This is a genomic window from Streptomyces sp. NPDC052301, from assembly GCF_044593395.1.
Classification (GTDB): Bacteria; Actinomycetota; Actinomycetes; order Streptomycetales; family Streptomycetaceae; genus Streptomyces.
The window spans coordinates 256289-271906 of sequence record NZ_JBIUBE010000010.1 but is presented as its reverse complement, the minus strand read 5'-3'; the positions used below and the strand labels follow the sequence as shown (position 1 = coordinate 271906).

The window sequence follows — 15618 nt, the reverse complement described above, 5'->3', positions numbered from 1 at the left end:
GGTGCGGTCATGGTGGAGGGACGTGATGGCGGCGCCCGAGCACCGGAGGAAGCGGATGTACGTCGTGAAGAGCCCGTTGGGTGACGCGGAACTGAAGGCGGTGTCCGAGGCGCTGCAGGGCGCCCTCGTCGACCTGGTGGACCTCGCTCTGGTGGGCAAGCAGATCCACTGGAACATCGTCGGGCCCCGCTTCCGCTCCATCCACCTTCAGTTGGACGAGGTCGTGACGTCCGCGCGCGCTCACTCCGACACCGTGGCCGAGCGATCCTCGGCGCTGGGGGTCCCTCCGGACGGGCGCGCCGCCACGGTGGCCTCCGACAGCGGCATCGGAGCCACCCCGGCGGGCTGGATCAAGGACGCCGACGCGGTGGGGGCGATGGTGAACGCCCTGGGCGCGGTCATCACCCGGATGCGGGAGCGCGTGGAAGCGACCGGGCAGCCGGACCCGGTCTCCCAGGACCTCCTCATCGGGATCACCGCGGACCTGGAGAAGCACCACTGGATGTTCCAGGCGGAGAACGCGTAGCGAGGTACGGCGGGCTCTGCTCCGTGGTGACCGGCGTTGCATCGGTGAGCCCGTCGGTGCGCCTCCCGTGCCGGGCAGGTGGGGTTCTAGCGTCCGGCTGGAGGTGACGCCATGGTGGGGCGCAACGTGCGCAGGGCGGTGGCGCTGGGACTCGGGGCGGTGTGGTGGTGGGCCGCGCTGCGGCTCGCCCTGGGGCAGGGTGCGGGAGTGCTGGAAGGGGCCGTCGTGACCGGCGGGTGGGGGCTGAGTCTGCTGCCCGTGCACTGTGTGCCCAAGCGGGGGGCGAACGGCGCCCTGGAGGCGGGCCGGTGGTCGGCCGCCTGGCGGGCGGGGGTCGTCACCAGGGCATCGCCACACCCCCGTTCGGGCGAAGTATCTGACCTGTCGTGAACACCGAGGCGTCCGACGCCAGATACAGCACCGCGTGGGCGACGTCGTCCGGCTCACCCACCCGACCCAGCGGTGCCATCCGGGCCATCACGGCCTCGGTATGCTCCTGTGCATCGCGGTCGTGGCGGTCGGTCATGGGGGTGCGGACCCAGCCGGGCGCGATCGCGTTGACCCGGATGCCGTGCCGGCCGACCTCGGTGGCCAGCGTCTTGGTCAGCTGGACCACGGCCGCCTTCGCCGCGCCGTAGCAGAGCAGCCCGGCGCCTCCGGTGTCGACCGCGCCGGAGGCCATCGTGACGATGCTGCCCCGGGTCTTCCTGGCGAGCATCAGGCGGGCCGCCTCCTGGCAGGCGTACAGCACACCCTTGAAGTTGACGTTCAGCACCCGGTCGAGGTCCTCGTCGCGGGTCTCCAGCACCTGGCTGCTGTGCATGATCCCGGCGATCGCCGCCATCACGTCCAGGCGCTCGCAGGACCGGACGGCCTCGCCGAGCCCGGCCCGGTCGGTGACGTCGAGAACGTGGACGAGGGCCGTACCGCCCCGGTCCTTGACCAGCGCGGCCGTGCCGTGCAGGCCGTCCGCGTCCCGGTCGGCACAGTGCACCGTCGCGCCCGCCTCGGCGAGCAGGACGGCGGAGGCCCGGCCGATACCGCCGGCGGCTCCGGTGACGAACGCGGTGCGTCCGGTGAGGTCGTACGCCGTGAGGGGCATGTAGGGACCGTACGAGCGTTTCTGACGGTCCGTCAATTGACGTGCGACACGACTCGTTCCGGATGTGACTCGGCGTCAGGTGGTCCGGCGGGGATAGCGCTCCCGCCAGCGCTGTGCCGAACCGGGGGCGGGAGCGGGGCCGATCTGGCAGGCGGGGCACCAGTACGTGGGGCGTTCCTGGGTGCCGTCGCCCTGGTCGGCCACGCGGACCGAGGTGTGGCAGCGCAGGCAGGGGCGGGGCGCGCGGCCGTACACGAACAGGTCGGGCCGGGGCAGGCCGGTGGTCTGCCGGACCGGGCGGTCGCGATTGGCTTCGAGGATCTTCTTGGCGAGGGCGGGCAGCTTCTCGGCGCGGTCCGCGGGGAGGGCGCCGGCCGGCAGCCAGGGCGTGACGCCCAGCAGGAAGCACAGCTCGCTCTTGTACACGTTCCCGATGCCGGCGAGATTGCGCTGGTCGAGCAGGGCCTCGCCGAGCTCCCGGGCGGGGTCGGAGAGGACGTTGGCCAGCGCGCGCTCGGGGTCCCAGTCCGGGCCGAGCAGATCGGGGCCGAGGTGGCCGACGACCCGCTCCTCGTCGGTCGTGCGCAGCAGCTCCAGGACCTGGAGGCGATAGCCGACGGCGGTGCGGTCGGTGGTGCCGAGCACCACCCGGATCTGGTGCGCCGGCCCGCCCCGCCAGCGCTCGCCCGCACCGAACACCTTCCAGGCCCCCTCCATGCGCAGGTGGGTGTGCAGGGTGAGGCCGCCCTCGAACCGGGTGAGCAGGTGTTTGCCGCGCGGGATCGTGTTGAGCACGGTACGGCCGGTGAGGTCGACCGTCGCGTACTTCGGCACCCTGAAGTCGCTGCGTGTCAGCACCTTGCCCGCGAGGGCCTCGTGCAGCCGCCGCGCGGCCTGCCAGACCGTGTCACCTTCGGGCATGCGTCAAGGGTGCCACGACGGGGGGAGGCGGAGGTTCGGTGGTGTCGTGGTGGTGGATGGACGGGGCTCCTCAGGCTCTCAGGCGGAGGCCGCGTGGGGTCGCCACGAAACCCGCCGCTTCCAGCAGGGTGCCGACGGGTGAGGTCAGGGCCTGGGCGCCGTTGATCTTTTCGACCGTGACCGTGCCGAGCGAGCCCGCGCGGGCCGCCGCGGCCAGGGCCTCGGCGGCCGTACGGAGGCGGGGATCGTCCGGGGCCGCGGTGTCCGGGGCGGCGGGCCAGGCCAGCAGCGTCTTGCCGCCGCGCTCCATGTAGACCGTCAGCTCGCCGTCCACCAGCACGATCAGCGAGCCGGCCTTGCGGCCCGGTTTGTGTCCGGCACCGGCCGGTGGCTCCGGCCACGGGAGGGCGGCGCCGTAGGCGTTGGCGGGGTCGGCCGCGGCGAGGACCACGGCACGGGGATCGGGCTGCGGACCGCCGTCACGGCCGTTGCCGTGGCGCCGGGTCGCGGCCGAGCCGTAACCGGTGGTGCCGCCTCCTCGGGGGCCGCCGTAGCCGGGGGAGGCGAAGGGGTCGGCGAGGTCGCGGGGGGAGACGTATTCGCCCGGAGCCGGAGAGGGGTCCGTCGGAGGCCAGGTGAAGTCGCCGTCGAGACCGGGGTGGGCGAAGCCGCCGTCGGCTCCGTCGAAGGCGTCGGAGGGTGCGTGGCCGTGCCGGGCGCCGTCGGTGAAGCCGCCTGGGGCGCCCGGGGCGGCGAAACCGTTCGGCCACCCCGGCTCCGCGAAGCCGCTCCCGGCAGCCGGGGCGGGCAGGCCCTCGCTCCGGTCCCGGGCGTTGGACACCGCGCGGAGCCGGTCCACCGCGCCGTCCATGGCGAACTGGGCCGCGCCCAGGCCCTCGACGACGTAACCGCGTCTGGCCTGCCCGCTCTCCTCGAAGACGGACAGCACGCGGTAGACCGCCGAGAAACCGCCCTCGACGCCCTCCGCGGCGACCGCGCCCCGGGTGACCACGCCGTGCCGGTCGAGCAGGGTGCGGGCCAGCGCGTGGGCGCGCACGGTGGCGTCCGGCTCGGCCGCGGGCAGCAGGGACCAGCGACCGGCGACGGTGGGCGGCCCGGTGCGGGAGGCCGTGCGCGCGGCGGCCGTCAGGGAGCCGTAGCGTCCGCGCGGGACGGTGCGCTTGGCACGGTGGGCGGTCGAGCCGGCCGTACGGCCCGAGCCCAGCAGGGAACGCATCGGCGCCAGGGTGTCGTTGGTGAGCCGCCCCGACCAGGCCAGGTCCCAGAGCGCGTCGGCCAGCTGGGGGTCGGTGACGTCGGGGTGGGTGGTGGCGCGCACCTGGTCGGCGATCTGGCGGAAGAACAGGCCGTAGCCGCCGGAGAGAGCGTCCAGCACGGACTGGTGGAGCGCGGTCAGCTCCAGCGGATGCGGCGGTGGGAGGAGCACCGGGGCCGCGTCCGCCAGATACAGGGAGACCCAGCCGTCCTTGCCGGGCAGGGCGCCGGCCCCGGCCCACACCACCTCGCCCGCCGCGGTCAGCTCGTCGAGCATCGACGGCGTGTAGTGCGCGACGCGCGAGGGCAGGACCAGCTTCTCCAGCGCGGAAGCGGGCACGGAGGCGCCCTGCAACTGTTCGACGGCGCGCACCAGTCCGTCGATGCCGCGCAGCCCGTGTCCCTTGCCGATGTGCTGCCACTGCGGCAGGAACTGGGCGAGGGCGGCGGGCGGTACGGGCTCCAGCTCGTGCCGCAGCGCGGCCAGGGAACGGCGGCGCAGACGACGCAGTACGGCCGCGTCGCACCACTCCTGGCCGATGCCCGCCGGGTGGAACTCGCCCTGGACGACGCGCCCGCCCGCGGCGAGACGCTGGAGGGCGCCCTCGGTGACCGCGACGCCCAGACCGAAGCGGGCCGCCGCCGTGGCCGACGTGAACGGGCCGTGCGTGCGGGCGTACCGCGCCAGGAGGTCGCCCAGCGGATCCTTGACGGGCTCCGTGAACGCCTCGGGGACACCGACGGGCAGCGCGGTGCCGAGCGCGTCGCGCAGCCGGCCCGCGTCCTCGACCGCCGCCCAGTGGTCGGCGCCCGCGATGCGCACCTTGATGGCCCGGCGGGCGCCGGCCAGCTCCCGCGCCCACTGTGGGTCCGCACCCCGCGCGACCAGCTCGGCGTCGGTCAGCGGGCCGAGCAGGCGGAGCACGTCGGCCACGCCCTCCACGTCCTTGACACGGCGGTCCTCGGTGAGCCACTGGAGCTCCCGCTCCAGCTCGGTGAGGACCTCCGCGTCGAGCAGCTCGCGCAGCTCCGCCTGGCCCAGCAGCTCGGCCAGCAGCCGGGAGTCCAGGGAGAGAGCGGCGGCCCGGCGCTCGGCGAGCGGGGAGTCCCCCTCGTACAGGAACTGGGCGACGTACCCGAAGAGCAGGGAGCGGGCGAACGGGGACGGCTCCGGAGTGGTGACCTCGACCAGACGCACCTTGCGGGACTCGATGTCGCCCATCAGCTCCACGAGCCCGGGGACGTCGAAGACGTCCTGGAGGCATTCGCGGACCGCCTCCAGGACGATCGGGAAGGAGCCGAACTCGCTCGCCACCTGCAGCAGTTGGGCAGCGCGCTGGCGCTGCTGCCACAGCGGGGTGCGCTTGCCGGGGTTGCGGCGCGGCAGCAGCAGCGCGCGGGCGGCGCACTCGCGGAACCGGGAGGCGAACAGCGCCGAGCCGCCGACCTGGTCGGTGACGATCTGGTCGACCTCGCCCTTGTCGAAGGCGACGTCCGCCGCGCCGACCGGCGCCTGCTCGCTGTCGTACTCCGCGCCGGCCTTCACCGGCTCCTGGTCGAGCAGGTCCAGGCCCATCAGGTCGGCATCGGGCAGGCGCAGCACGATGCCGTCGTCGGCGTGCATGACCTGCGCGTCCATGCCGTACCGCTCGGAGAGACGGGCGCCGAGCGCGAGCGCCCAGGGGGCGTGGACCTGGGCGCCGAAGGGGGAGTGGACGACGACCCGCCAGTCACCCAGCTCGTCGCGGAAGCGCTCCACGACGATCGTGCGGTCGTCCGGGACATGGCCGCAGGCCTCACGCTGCTCGGCCAGGTACGACAGCACGTTGTCCACGGCCCAGGCGTCCAGGCCCGCCGCCAGCAGGCGCGGCCGGGCTTCCTCCTTGGGCAGGGAGCCGACCTCGCGCAGGAACGCGCCCACCGCGCGGCCCAGCTCGAGCGGGCGGCCCAGCTGGTCGCCCTTCCAGAACGGCAGCCGGCCCGGCACGCCCGGCGCGGGGGAGACCAGGACGCGGTCGCGGGTGATGTCCTCGATGCGCCAGGAACTCGTGCCCAGCGTGAAGACGTCCCCCACCCGGGACTCGTACACCATCTCCTCGTCCAGCTCGCCGACCCTGCCGCCGCCCTTCTTGGGGTCGGATCCGGCGAGGAACACCCCGAACAGACCGCGGTCGGGGATCGTGCCGCCGGAGGTGACGGCGAGCCGCTGGGCTCCCGGCCGGCCGGTGACGGTGCCGGCCACGCGGTCCCACACCACGCGCGGGCGCAGCTCCGCGAACGCGTCGGACGGGTAGCGGCCGGCGAGCATGTCGAGCACCGCCGTGAACGCCGACTCGGGCAGGGAGGCGAACGGGGCCGCGCGGCGGACCACGGTGAGCAGGTCGTCGAACTGCCAGGTGTCCAGTGCCGTCATGGCGACCAACTGCTGGGCGAGCACGTCCAGCGGATTCGCGGGCACCTTCAGGGACTCGATCGAGCCCGAGCGCATCCGCTCGGTGACCACGGCCGCCTGGACCAGGTCACCGCGGTACTTGGGGAAGACGACACCGGTGGAGACGGCGCCGACCTGGTGGCCCGCGCGGCCGACGCGCTGGAGCCCGGAGGCGACCGACGGCGGGGACTCGACCTGGACGACGAGATCGACGGCGCCCATGTCGATGCCGAGTTCGAGACTGGAGGTGGCGACCACCGCGGGCAGGCGCCCGGCCTTCAGGTCCTCCTCGACCAGGGCGCGCTGCTCCTTGGAGACCGAGCCGTGGTGCGCGCGGGCGATCACCGGCGGTGCGCCCTGGGCCGCGCCCGAGCCGCCCATCAGCTCGGCGGGGCCGTGGTGCTCGTCCAGGGTCTCGCCGGTCGCGCGCTCGTAGGCGATCTCGTTGAGCCGGTTGCACAGGCGCTCCGCCAGCCGACGGGAATTGGCGAACACGATCGTGGAGCGGTGGGCCTGGACGAGGTCGGCGATCCGCTCCTCCACGTGCGGCCAGATGGACGGCCGCTCGGCGCCCTCGCCGGCGTCGGTCGCGGGTGAGCCGCCCAGCTCGCCCATGTCCTCGACGGGAACCACCACGGAGAGGTCGAACTCCTTGCCGGACTCCGGCTGGACGATCTCCACCTTCCTGCGCGGGGACAGATACCGGGCGATCTCGTCCACCGGGCGGACGGTCGCCGACAGGCCGATCCGGCGGGCCGGTGCCGGCAGCAACTCGTCCAGTCGCTCGAGGGAGAGCGCGAGATGCGCACCGCGCTTGGTGCCCGCGACCGCGTGCACCTCGTCCAGGATCACTGTCTCCACGCCCGTCAGCGCGTCCCGCGTGGCCGAGGTCAGCATCAGGAACAGCGACTCGGGCGTGGTGATCAGGATGTCCGGCGGGCGCGTGGACAGCGCGCGACGCTCGGCGGCCGGGGTGTCGCCGGAGCGGATGCCGACCTTGACCTCGGGCTCGGGCAGTCCCAGGCGCACGGACTCCTGGCGGATGCCGGTCAGCGGGCTGCGCAGATTCCGCTCGACGTCCACGGCGAGGGCCTTCAGCGGTGACACGTAGAGCACCCGGCAGCGCTTCTTCGGGTCGGCCGGCGGCGGGGTCGAGGCCAGCTGGTCCAGGGCGGCGAGGAACGCGGCCAGCGTCTTGCCGGAGCCGGTCGGCGCGACCACCAGCACGTCCGAGCCCTCCCCGATGGCCTGCCACGCGCCGGCCTGGGCCGCGGTGGGCGCGGAGAAGGCCCCCGTGAACCAGCCGCGGGTCGCGGGGGAGAAGCCGTCGAGGGCTCGATGTGCGGAGCTGACCATGCGTCCATCCTGCACCCGGCCACTGACAATCGGGCTGACCTGCGCAGACGTCGTGCCGCAGGGCGGGAGCGGCGGCTGGTTCCGGGCGGTGGGGCGGAAAGGGTTCCGGATGGTGGGGCGGAGAATGGGGGCATGGCGGGTACAGCGGGACGGCGCGGGGACCGGTCGGGTGAGGGCCGGCCCGGCGAGGACCGGCGGGGCGAGGACCGGGGCCGGCGGCCGGCGGAGCGGGCGCGGCACTGGCGGTACGAGGAGCTGCCCGGGGTCGATCTGCTGCGGGCCCGGTACATACACAAGACCTTCGTGCGGCACACCCACGAGCACTTCGTGATCGCGGCCGTCGCCGACGGCGTCGAGATCTTCCAGCACCGCGGCTCCGACGTGTCCGTGGGCGCGGGAGCCCTCGCACTGGTCAACCCGGACACCCCGCACACCGGCCGGGCCGGCGTCCCCGAGGGCTGGCTGTACGGCGCGGTCTACCCCTCGCCCGAGCTGGTCGCCGCGATCGCCGCCGAGACGACCACCATCCGGGGCACCCCGGGCTTCGTCAGCCCCGTCCTCGACGACCCCTACACCGTCCGCCTGGTCCACCAGGTGCTCCGCGCCGCCGACGAGGGCAACGCGCTCGCCGCCGACACCCTGCTGCGGGTCGTCGTGACCCGGCTGCTGCGCCTCAACGGCGGACCGCTGCCGCAGCGGCGGACACGGCCGGCCGGGGCCCGCGTCGCCGACCGCGCGCGTGCCGTGCTGGAGGAGCGGATGGCCGCGCCGCCGACGCTCGAACAGCTCGCCACCGACCTGGGGACCAGCCCTTTCGCGCTGCTTCGGGCGTTCCGTGACGTCCACGGCATGCCGCCGCACACCTGGCTGACCGACGCCCGCGTGCGCCGCGCACGGCTGCTGCTGGACGCGGGGACGACACCGGCCGACACAGCCGTCGCCGTCGGCTTCACCGACCAGCCCCACCTCACCCGGCACTTCGCCCGGATCGTCGGCGTGCCCCCGGGCGCCTACCAGCGTGAGCGCAAGAACGTACAAGACGCGGGCTGACGGCCACCCGTAGCGTCCGGGGCGTGGCACAGCAGACAGCACGCGCCGACATGACCGCCGACGGTGCACAGAACACGGACAAGCCGGACAAGGCGGTGGTGCGGGACGCCCTCGGGGTCGGCGTCGCCGTGGGCCTGTCCGGATTCGCCTTCGGGGTGACCTCGGCCGGCAGCGGACTCGGGCTGCTCCAGAGCTGCGCGCTCAGCCTCCTGGTGTTCACCGGCGCCTCCCAGTTCGCCCTGGTCGGAGCGCTCGCCGCCGGGGGCGGCCCGTTCACGGCCGCCGCCGGCGCCTTCTTCCTGGGTGTGCGCAACGCCTTCTACGGGCTGCGCCTGTCGCAGGTGCTCGCCCTTCCGCGCGCGGTGCGGCCGTTCGCCGCCCAGTGGGTGATCGACGAGACCACGGCGGTCACCCTGGCACAGCCGACCCGGCGCGCCGCGCGCATCGGGTTCACCGTCACCGGGCTCTCCCTGTACGTGCTGTGGAACCTCACCACGCTGCTCGGCGTGCTGGGCGCCAAGGCCATCGGCGACACGCGCGCGTGGGGTCTGGACGCAGCCGGCCCTGCCGTGTTCCTGGCCCTGCTCGCGCCGATGCTGAAGACGTCCACCGAGCGCACGGCAGCGGGCCTCGCGGTGCTGCTGGGTCTCGGCCTGCTCCCGGTCCTGCCGGCCGGCGTGCCGGTCCTGGCGGCGGCGCTGGCGGCACCGGTGGCGCTCTGTGTCGAGGGCCGGCGCAGGGGGCGCGCACGAGGGGGCACACCGGGTGGGGTCGAGAGGGCCGCCGTATCGGGCGTACAGGCAGGACCCGCCGCGTCGGGCGTACCGGAAGGATCGGAGGAGGACCGGTGAACACCTGGATCGCGATCGCCGTGACCGTCCTGGGTTGCTACGCCGTCAAGCTCGCCGGGCTGCTGGTGCCGGCCGGCGCGCTGGAGCGGCCGGTCGTGCGGCGGCTCGCCGCCCTGCTGCCGGTCGCCCTCCTCGCCGCGCTCACCGCGCAGCAGACGTTTGCCGACGGGCACGCGCTCGTGCTGGACGCCCGGGCCGCCGGGCTCGGCGCGGCCGCCGCCGCTCTCGTGCTGCGTGCGCCGTTCCTGCTGGTGGTCACCGCCGCGGTGGTGGTGACGGCGGGCGTACGGGCTTTCGGCGGGTGAACGCGGATCTGCCGGGGGAGCGGCCGGAGCAGGCTCAGCCCACGAAACGGCCGTGGGCCCGCAGCGTGCGCAGCGCCTCGATCGTGACCATGGAGCGTGCCTCCAGCGCGGGCGCCGGTGCCCAGTGGCGCCAGCGGACCGGCCAGCCGCCGTCCTCCTGCTGCTCGGCGGCCAGCCGGTCCAGGGAGCGCGCCATCTCGTCGTCGGTGAACCACGCGCGCGCGAGCGAGTCCGGAGTCCTGGCGAAGTCGTGCGGGAAGTGGTGCTCGCCCGGGGCGTAGCCGGATGCGACCGGATACGCCTCGAGCCGGTCCGGGTCCAGCGCCGCGAGCCGCTGGTCTCGCACCAGGCGGCCCAGCCGGTCGGCGGCGGCTTCCGCGCGCGGGCGGTCGGGAACGGAGTCGAGGAAGGCCACGGCGGCCTCCACCTCGTAGGGATGGGACTTGTCCAGGGTCTCCACCGCCTGCCAGCAGAAGTCCGTGGCCCGGAACAGCCAGGCGTGCCACACCTCGTTGCGGTGCAGCAGCCCGACCACCGGACCGGTGCCGAGCAGCTCGCTGGGTGGGTCGTCGACGACCGGGACGAAGGGCGCCGTCGGATAGCCGCGCTGGCCGGGGTGGATCGCCGGCAGGGCACCGTCGGCGGTCGAGACGGAGGTCAGATAGCGGCACACGCGCTCCGCCCGCTGCCCGCCGCAGCGCCCGACGGCGTCCAGGACCCGCAGGGCGTGCGCGGTGTGCAGGGGCTGGCTGACGGGTCCGCGTAGATCGGGCTCCAGTGCGTGCCCGTAGCCGCCGTCCTCGTTGCGATAGGCGTCCAGTGCCGTCTCCACCGCGTCCGCGGTGCCGTTCAGGAAGTGGTACGCGAAGAGGCGCTGCTCGAGCACGCGCGCGGTGAGCCACACGAACTGTTCGGCGCGGAACAGGGGGGAGCGCGCGGGGGGCGTGGCAGGGAGTGGGGAAGCTCCGGTTTCGGACATGCGTCAGACCGTAGGGCGGAAAGCGTTCTCCCAAGGCCCTCCCGGGCGGGGCCCACCCTCAGGGGCGGGATACTGGAGTCATGCGGTTGACGGTCTTCTGGCAGCGGATGGCGGAACACTTCGGTCCGGGGTACGCCGACACCTTCGCGCGTGATCACGTCATGTCGGAGCTGGGCGGACGCACGGTGAAGGAGGCGCTGGACGCCGGCTGGGAAGCGAAGGACGTCTGGCGCGTCGTCTGCACGGTCATGAACGTGCCGGGCGAGAGGCGCTGACGCGGGCCCCAGCGTGACCGAAATGTTCTGATCGTCCGGGAAGAGCTGCACGCTACGCCACTGATCTGTCACGAAAACCGCAGGTGGGCGCCGGTTGTCGGCGACGTGGGTGACACTGGGCCCGTGGCACGCACTGACGAGGACAACGAGTCGCCCACCCGGCACACGACACCGACCGGTACGGCACCGCCCGACCGGCCTCCGGCCCCCGGTACCGCCGCTCCGGCCGCCCGCATGCCGCGCTGGCTGCCGCGCGCCATGGTGCTCGCGCTCGCACTGATCGCCACGTTCCAGCTGGGCAGCTGGGCCTTCCACCAGCTGACCGGGCTGTTGATCAACATATTGATCGCGTTCTTCCTGGCCCTTGCGATCGAGCCCGCGGTGAGTCGGATGGCCGCCCGCGGCATGCGCAGAGGGCTCGCCACCTTCCTGGTCTTCCTCGGGCTGACGATCGTCGTCGCCGGGTTCGTCACCCTGCTCGGCTCCATGCTGGCCGGACAGATCATCAAGATGGTCGAGGGATTCCCGGAGTACCTCGACTCGCTCATCCACTGGATCAACGAGACGTTCCACACGCAGCTCAGAAGAGTGGACGTCCAGGAGGGCCTGCTCCACTCCGACTGGCTGCGCAAGTACGCGCAGAACAGCGCGGCCGGTGTCCTCGACGTGTCCGCCCAGGTGCTCGGCGGGCTGTTCCAGCTGCTGACGGTCGGGCTGTTCTCGTTCTACTTCGCCGCCGACGGTCCCCGGCTGCGCCGCGCCCTGTGCTCCGTCCTGCCGCCGGCCCGCCAGGCCGAGGTGCTGCGCGCCTGGGAGATCGCCGTCGACAAGACGGGCGGCTACCTCTACTCGCGCGGCCTCATGGCGCTCATCTCCGGCATCGCGCACTACATCCTTCTCCAGGCCCTCGGCGTGCCGTACGCGCCCGTGCTCGGCGTCTGGGTGGGCCTGGTCTCGCAGTTCATCCCCACCATCGGGACGTACCTCGCGGGCGCCCTGCCCATGTTGATCGCGTTCACCGTGGATCCCTGGTACGCGGTGTGGGTGCTGGTCTTCGTCGTGGTCTACCAGCAGTTCGAGAACTACATGCTGCAGCCCAAGCTGACCGCCAAGACGGTCGACATCCATCCGGCGGTCGCCTTCGGCTCGGTCATAGCCGGCACCGCGCTGCTGGGCGCCGTCGGCGCGCTGATCGCCATCCCCGCCGTGGCCACCCTGCAGGCGTTCCTCGGGGCCTACGTGAAGCGGTACGCCGTCACGGACGACCCGCGGGTGCACGGGCACCGCCGCGGGCCAGGGGGTCCGGGGCTGATCGCGCGCGTGCGGCGGCTGTGGGACGGGCGGCCCGGGCCCGGCCTGGAGGAGTCGTCGTAGGCCGGTTCGGTCGCGCCCCGGTCCCCGGGCGTCGTCAGGCGCTCAGAAGATGAGCACCGCCCACACCCCCGCTCCGGCGACGGCCGCCGCGTAACAGCCCACCGCCGTGGTGACGATCCGCACGCGTACCGGCTCGCTCCAGGCGGAGCGGGACAGCAGCCGGGCCAGCAGGGGCAGGACGAGGACCGCGTGCAGGCTCACGCCGTGCAGCGGCTTGAGCGGGGCTGTCGAGTGATAGGCCGCCTCCTGGTGGCCGGTCCGGGTCAGCACGACACCGCGCGCGATCATCGCCGCACCCGAGGCCAGCGCCACCAGCAGGATCGCGAAGCCGGAGCGGACGGCGAGGGGCATGCCTGCCGGGCCCGTCGGGCGGTGCCGGAAAGACGCTACGGCGAAGACGGTGAGCAGGGCGACCAGGATGCCGCCGCCCACCGCGAGGGTCATGGACACCGCTGTGTCGAAGGGTGTCTCCATGTTCAGGTGCGAGGGCACCCGGCGCCATGCCTGAAGGGTGATGCCGCCCACCTCCGTCACGCAGTCGGCGGCGAAGACCAGCAGCAGGACCGAGCGCAGCCGCGCGCCGACCCGCAGATACGACGTCACCCAGGTGATCGCCATCAGCGTCAGCCCGAAGGAGAGCCCGAAGGTGGCGGGCTTGCGCCAGGAGACGGGGCCGTCCCATGGGCCGCCGTCGACCGCGAACACCACCAGGTGCGCAAGTCCTGACAGGGCGAGGAAAAGCCCCGTCGCATGACAGAGACGGTCGGTGGCGCGCGGAATCTTCATGGCCCAAGGCTCCCGGGAGCGGGCCGTGAGGTCGTCGTCCGGCCGAAGGCAGCCGCGCTACGCCGCCGGGAGCAGGGCACTCGGCCACCGGTCCCGGCGGGTGGCCTCGCTTCCGCGCATCGCCTCGGGGCGCTGACGTGGCGCGCTTGACACCAAAATCGAACATCCATTCTCATTGAGGCTCAGGCGAGGCTTTCGACAAGAGACTTCGTCCCGATTTGCGGGGAGAAGTACCTCGGTTATCCACAGGCTGGGCCTGCGTCGGGGCGCATTGTCAGTGGCAGGCGTTAGCGTCTTTGACGTGAAGCGATCGACTCAAGCAAACCGGGTGGAACCCATGGCAGGAACCGACCGCGAGAAGGCGCTCGACGCCGCGCTCGCACAGATTGAACGGCAATTCGGCAAGGGCGCGGTCATGCGCATGGGCGAGCGGTCGAAGGAGCCCATCGAGGTCATCTCGACCGGGTCGACCGCGCTCGACGTCGCCCTCGGTGTCGGTGGCCTCCCGCGCGGCCGTGTCGTCGAGATCTACGGACCGGAGTCCTCCGGTAAGACGACCCTGACCCTGCACGCCGTGGCCAACGCCCAGAAGGCCGGTGGCCAGGTCGCGTTCGTGGACGCGGAGCACGCTCTCGACCCCGAGTACGCGAAGAAGCTCGGCGTCGACATCGACAACCTGATCCTCTCCCAGCCGGACAACGGCGAGCAGGCCCTGGAGATCGTGGACATGCTGGTCCGCTCCGGAGCCCTCGACCTCATCGTCATCGACTCAGTCGCCGCCCTCGTCCCGCGCGCGGAGATCGAGGGCGAAATGGGCGACAGTCACGTCGGTCTCCAGGCCCGCCTGATGAGCCAGGCACTGCGGAAGATCACCAGTGCGCTCAACCAGTCCAAGACGACCGCGATCTTCATCAACCAGCTCCGCGAGAAGATCGGCGTGATGTTCGGCTCTCCGGAGACCACGACCGGTGGCCGGGCGCTGAAGTTCTACGCATCGGTGCGTATCGACATCCGCCGCATCGAGACCCTGAAGGACGGCACCGAGGCGGTCGGCAACCGCACCCGCTGCAAGGTCGTCAAGAACAAGGTCGCGCCGCCCTTCAAGCAGGCCGAGTTCGACATTCTCTACGGCCAGGGCATCAGCCGCGAGGGCGGCCTGATCGACATGGGCGTGGAGCACGGCTTCGTCCGCAAGGCCGGCGCCTGGTACACGTACGAGGGCGACCAGCTCGGCCAGGGCAAGGAGAACGCGCGCAACTTCCTCAAGGACAACCCCGACCTGGCCAACGAGATCGAGAAGAAGATCAAGGAGAAGCTGGGCGTCGGTGTCCGGCCGGAGGAGCCCGCCGCCGAGCCGGGCACGGACGCGGCGGTCACCACCGCGGCCGAGGACTCCGCCAAGACGGCGCCCGCCACGGCAGCCGCCAAGGCCACCAAGCCCAAGGCCGCCGCAGCCAAGAGCTGACCCGTGACACGACGAACCGACTGGGCCGAGTACGAGTACGCCACCCCCGGTGCCCCACGGGGGAGGGGCACCGGGGACCACGGGGGCTCCGCCAAGGACGGTGACGGCGGGTACGGGAGTGACGAGTACGGCGCGCACCGCTCGGCCGGTGCCCGGGAGGGCGACGGCATCCACCCGAACGGCGCGGACGACGAGCCGTACGGGGGCGGTTCGCCCGGCCGTGGCTCCGGGGACCACGCCGGTCCGCGAGGCGGGCGGCGACGCGGCGGTCGGCGGAGGCGCGGCTTCGGGGACGCGCCCGGTGAGGACGAAGGCGCCCCTTCCTCGTCGAGGGCCGAGCGGGGGGAGTCTTCAGGGGACCCGGCTGAGCGGGCCCGGGCGATCTGCCTGCGCCTGCTCACCGGGACCCCGCGCACCCGCAAGCAGCTCGCGGACGCCCTGCGCAAACGGGAGATCCCCGAGGACGTGGCCGAGGAGGTGCTGTCGCGGTTCGAAGAGGTCGGCCTCATCGACGACGGCGCGTTCGCGGACGCCTGGGTGGAGTCCCGGCACCATGGCCGGGGGCTCGCCCGGCGCGCACTCGCCCAGGAGCTGCGCACCAAGGGGGTCGACTCGACGCTGATCGACGAGGCCGTCGCCCAGCTCGACTCCGAGCAGGAGGAGGCGACCGCGCGCGACCTCGTCGCCCGCAAACTGCGCGCCACCCGCGGCCTCGACCGTGACAAGCGGCTCCGCCGCCTCGCCGGCATGCTCGCCCGCAAGGGCTACCCGGAGGGCATGGCCCTCCGAGTCGTCCGTCAGGCACTGGAGGAAGAGGGCGAGGACGCGGACTTCCTCGGCGACGGGGACTTCTGACGGCCGAGCGACCCGCCGGGCGGGGCGGGACCGGCCGGGCGGGGCGGGACCGGCCGGAAGTCCACCG

Annotated in this window: 14 protein-coding genes; 9 read left to right on the top strand and 5 right to left on the bottom strand. The window is 73.2% G+C overall.

All coding sequences use genetic code 11. The features are described 5' to 3' along the window. Nucleotides 1-55: 55 nt before the first annotated feature. Nucleotides 56-526, top strand: coding sequence for a Dps family protein (locus ACIHEJ_RS27845; RefSeq protein WP_400139530.1), 471 nt, complete (start codon nucleotides 56-58; stop codon nucleotides 524-526). A gap of 111 nt (nucleotides 527-637) precedes the next feature. Beyond that, on the top strand, nucleotides 638-916 hold the full coding sequence (locus ACIHEJ_RS27840; RefSeq protein ID WP_400139496.1) for a hypothetical protein: 279 nt from the start codon (nucleotides 638-640) through the stop codon (nucleotides 914-916). Here the strand turns inward: ACIHEJ_RS27840 and ACIHEJ_RS27835 are convergent. The 3 genes from ACIHEJ_RS27835 to ACIHEJ_RS27825 form a co-directional block, all read right to left on the bottom strand. Next, on the bottom strand, nucleotides 864-1628 hold the full coding sequence (locus ACIHEJ_RS27835) for an SDR family NAD(P)-dependent oxidoreductase (RefSeq protein WP_400139495.1): 765 nt from the start codon (nucleotides 1626-1628) through the stop codon (nucleotides 864-866). The two genes, ACIHEJ_RS27840 and ACIHEJ_RS27835, sit on opposite strands and share 53 nt — an antisense overlap. Before the next feature lie 75 nt (nucleotides 1629-1703). Further along, a complete protein-coding gene (locus tag ACIHEJ_RS27830; protein ID WP_400139494.1) occupies nucleotides 1704-2549 on the bottom strand; it encodes an Fpg/Nei family DNA glycosylase in 846 nt (281 codons plus the stop codon). Between the two features lie 70 nt (nucleotides 2550-2619). After that, nucleotides 2620-7611, bottom strand: coding sequence for an ATP-dependent helicase (locus tag ACIHEJ_RS27825; protein ID WP_400139493.1), 4992 nt, complete (start codon nucleotides 7609-7611; stop codon nucleotides 2620-2622). 132 nt (nucleotides 7612-7743) lie between these two features. Here ACIHEJ_RS27825 and ACIHEJ_RS27820 point away from each other — a divergent pair, with 132 nt between their 5' ends. Genes ACIHEJ_RS27820 through ACIHEJ_RS27810 form a run of 3 tightly spaced genes read left to right on the top strand, consistent with a single transcriptional unit; the run spans nucleotide 7744 to nucleotide 9817 of the window. Beyond that, a complete protein-coding gene (locus ACIHEJ_RS27820; protein WP_400139491.1) occupies nucleotides 7744-8661 on the top strand; it encodes an AraC family transcriptional regulator in 918 nt (305 codons plus the stop codon). A gap of 50 nt (nucleotides 8662-8711) precedes the next feature. Beyond that, nucleotides 8712-9512, top strand: a complete 801-nt coding sequence (locus tag ACIHEJ_RS27815; RefSeq protein WP_400139528.1) for an AzlC family ABC transporter permease — start codon at nucleotides 8712-8714, stop codon at nucleotides 9510-9512. Then, nucleotides 9509-9817 (top strand): AzlD domain-containing protein, encoded by a 309-nt coding sequence (locus tag ACIHEJ_RS27810; RefSeq protein ID WP_400139490.1) that lies wholly within the window; start codon nucleotides 9509-9511, stop codon nucleotides 9815-9817. Before ACIHEJ_RS27815 ends, ACIHEJ_RS27810 begins: the two co-directional genes overlap by 4 nt. 34 nt (nucleotides 9818-9851) lie before the next feature. Here the strand turns inward: ACIHEJ_RS27810 and ACIHEJ_RS27805 are convergent, their stop codons facing one another. Continuing rightward, the gene (locus ACIHEJ_RS27805) at nucleotides 9852-10796 is read right to left on the bottom strand and encodes a hypothetical protein (protein WP_400139488.1); all 945 of its coding nucleotides are present in this window, start codon (nucleotides 10794-10796) and stop codon (nucleotides 9852-9854) included. An 80-nt stretch (nucleotides 10797-10876) separates the two neighbouring features. Here ACIHEJ_RS27805 and ACIHEJ_RS27800 point away from each other — a divergent pair, with 80 nt between their 5' ends. Further along, the gene (locus tag ACIHEJ_RS27800) at nucleotides 10877-11071 is read left to right on the top strand and encodes a DUF3046 domain-containing protein (RefSeq protein WP_400139486.1); all 195 of its coding nucleotides are present in this window, start codon (nucleotides 10877-10879) and stop codon (nucleotides 11069-11071) included. Between the two features lie 123 nt (nucleotides 11072-11194). Continuing rightward, complete coding sequence (locus ACIHEJ_RS27795; RefSeq protein WP_400139484.1) at nucleotides 11195-12445, top strand: AI-2E family transporter; 1251 nt, start codon at nucleotides 11195-11197, stop codon at nucleotides 12443-12445. Nucleotides 12446-12487: 42 nt separating this feature from the next. On the opposite strand, the gene ACIHEJ_RS27790 is transcribed toward ACIHEJ_RS27795, so the two are convergent. Further along, on the bottom strand, nucleotides 12488-13231 hold the full coding sequence (locus ACIHEJ_RS27790; RefSeq protein ID WP_400139483.1) for a hypothetical protein: 744 nt from the start codon (nucleotides 13229-13231) through the stop codon (nucleotides 12488-12490). Between the two features lie 337 nt (nucleotides 13232-13568). Here ACIHEJ_RS27790 and recA point away from each other — a divergent pair, with 337 nt between their 5' ends. Together recA and recX are read left to right on the top strand one after the other, a co-directional pair. Beyond that, complete coding sequence (gene recA / locus ACIHEJ_RS27785; RefSeq protein WP_400139481.1) at nucleotides 13569-14696, top strand: recombinase RecA; 1128 nt, start codon at nucleotides 13569-13571, stop codon at nucleotides 14694-14696. Between the two features lie 3 nt (nucleotides 14697-14699). Further along, nucleotides 14700-15551: a recombination regulator RecX gene (gene recX, locus ACIHEJ_RS27780; protein WP_400139479.1), complete on the top strand. Its 852-nt coding sequence runs from the start codon at nucleotides 14700-14702 to the stop codon at nucleotides 15549-15551. Nucleotides 15552-15618: the final 67 nt, after the last annotated feature.

Bases quoted from the DNA above. Each gene is read 5' to 3' on its own strand.
- ACIHEJ_RS27815 (WP_400139528.1), top strand. From the start codon at position 8,712: ATGACCGCCGACGGTGCACAGAACACGGACAAGCCGGACAAGGCGGTG.
- ACIHEJ_RS27790 (WP_400139483.1), bottom strand. From the start codon at position 13,231: ATGAAGATTCCGCGCGCCACCGACCGTCTCTGTCATGCGACGGGGCTT.
- recA (WP_400139481.1), top strand. From the start codon at position 13,569: ATGGCAGGAACCGACCGCGAGAAGGCGCTCGACGCCGCGCTCGCACAG.
- ACIHEJ_RS27830 (WP_400139494.1), bottom strand. From the start codon at position 2,549: ATGCCCGAAGGTGACACGGTCTGGCAGGCCGCGCGGCGGCTGCACGAG.
- ACIHEJ_RS27820 (WP_400139491.1), top strand. From the start codon at position 7,744: ATGGCGGGTACAGCGGGACGGCGCGGGGACCGGTCGGGTGAGGGCCGG.
- ACIHEJ_RS27800 (WP_400139486.1), top strand. From the start codon at position 10,877: ATGCGGTTGACGGTCTTCTGGCAGCGGATGGCGGAACACTTCGGTCCG.
- ACIHEJ_RS27840 (WP_400139496.1), top strand. From the start codon at position 638: ATGGTGGGGCGCAACGTGCGCAGGGCGGTGGCGCTGGGACTCGGGGCG.
- ACIHEJ_RS27845 (WP_400139530.1), top strand. From the start codon at position 56: ATGTACGTCGTGAAGAGCCCGTTGGGTGACGCGGAACTGAAGGCGGTG.
- ACIHEJ_RS27835 (WP_400139495.1), bottom strand. From the start codon at position 1,628: ATGCCCCTCACGGCGTACGACCTCACCGGACGCACCGCGTTCGTCACC.
- ACIHEJ_RS27825 (WP_400139493.1), bottom strand. From the start codon at position 7,611: ATGGTCAGCTCCGCACATCGAGCCCTCGACGGCTTCTCCCCCGCGACC.
- ACIHEJ_RS27805 (WP_400139488.1), bottom strand. From the start codon at position 10,796: ATGTCCGAAACCGGAGCTTCCCCACTCCCTGCCACGCCCCCCGCGCGC.